General features: G+C 66.9%; 1 protein-coding gene. It reads left to right on the forward strand.

Going from position 1 to position 626, the window contains the following annotated elements; all coding sequences use genetic code 11:
• On the forward strand, positions 1 to 403 hold a 403-nt coding region (locus KUM32_RS41785; RefSeq protein ID WP_374227623.1), incomplete at its 5' end, for a D-alanyl-D-alanine carboxypeptidase family protein.
• Positions 404 to 626: the final 223 nt, after the last annotated feature.

The raw sequence follows: 626 nt of genomic DNA on the forward strand, positions 1-626 counted from the left end.
GTACGACTCCTTCGATGGCATCTCCGCGAAGGGCTCCAACTACACCACGCCGCGCGACATGGCGAAGTTGGCCCGGCACGCCATCGGCAACAGCACCTTCAAGACGGTCGTGAAGGCGCAGAGCACCAAGCAGAAGGCCACCAACGGCCGCACGTACACCTGGTACAACACGAACAAGCTGCTCGGCTCGTACCAGGGCACCTTCGGCATCAAGACCGGCACCGGCACGGCCGCCGGTCCGTGCCTGGTCTTCGCCACGACGAAGGGTAAGCGCACCGTGGTCGGCGTCATCCTGAATGACGGCAACCGCTACGCGGACGCGAAGAAGATGCTCGACTGGTCCTTCAAGACCAAGACCAAGGTCGCCTGGCGCGCGCTGCCCAGCAGCGCACAGCAGGACTAGGGTCCGTCGACGCCCCGGCCGCCGCGCGCGCACCCGCCTGGAGGCGGATCGCCCGTGGTGGTCGGGGCCGGCTTCGGGGCCGACTCGGGTCGTTCGGTGCCCCGCTCGGAACTCCTCCGGGCGGGGCATCGTGCCGAGCGACCCCCTTTTTGACATGGTCCAGACCTCTTGACGAGAGGTCTGGACCAACTTACGGTGTGGCCCACCACACACCCATGCCCCA

It is taken from the genome of Streptomyces sp. AC627_RSS907, from assembly GCF_019049165.1.